1 protein-coding gene is annotated in these 607 nt (G+C 53.0%); it reads left to right on the forward strand.

The features are described 5' to 3' along the window. Positions 1–577: hypothetical protein (locus tag COY37_RS11290; RefSeq protein ID WP_286977639.1), on the forward strand; the 577-nt coding region annotated here is incomplete at its 5' end. Positions 578–607: the final 30 nt, after the last annotated feature.

Raw genomic sequence — 607 nt, forward strand, 5'->3', positions numbered from 1 at the left:
CGCACAGACCACTGAGACCGTTAATGGAATCAAGGTCTACCAGCAGCTATCTAACATGACGCAAGAGCCCAATACTTGGGTTGACGGCCACTATGTCGGTGGTAGGGATAGCGGTATGTACTGGGGTGATTTAGTTCAGGACAATACAAATACGATTACCCTTAACCCGGGCGATGAGATTCTGGATAATGTTGACCAGGTTCTTAACGAGTTCAGCACCAACACGGCGTATCCTGTCAACAAGCAGCCGACCGATTGGAACAACCCGATCGGTAGCGCAAGCATCCAGGACTTCACCAACATGTTTGGGTTTGCAGCGCCGAGTTCAGACTACGGCAACAACGTCCGTAACCCGTTCTGCAAGTCGCTTATCGCTGATGAGTTCTGCACCGACTGCCACGATGGTAACGGTGGTCTCCACACGGTACAGGCCCCGCTCTTTAGCGAGGACCGTGCTCTGAGGAACCAGACTGTAACCAGCAATAATGCTGCAACGGATACCGCTACAAGTGACAGTACGAACTGGAAAGGCTCCTACGACCTGGCCTACGGCCACGATGCTGCGGTGCGGCACTGAGCGCGCCAAACAAAATTCAATCCGGAGGAT

It is taken from the genome of Candidatus Aquicultor secundus (assembly GCF_002791875.1).
In the GTDB taxonomy this organism is placed as follows: Bacteria; Actinomycetota; Aquicultoria; order Aquicultorales; family Aquicultoraceae; genus Aquicultor_A; species Aquicultor_A secundus.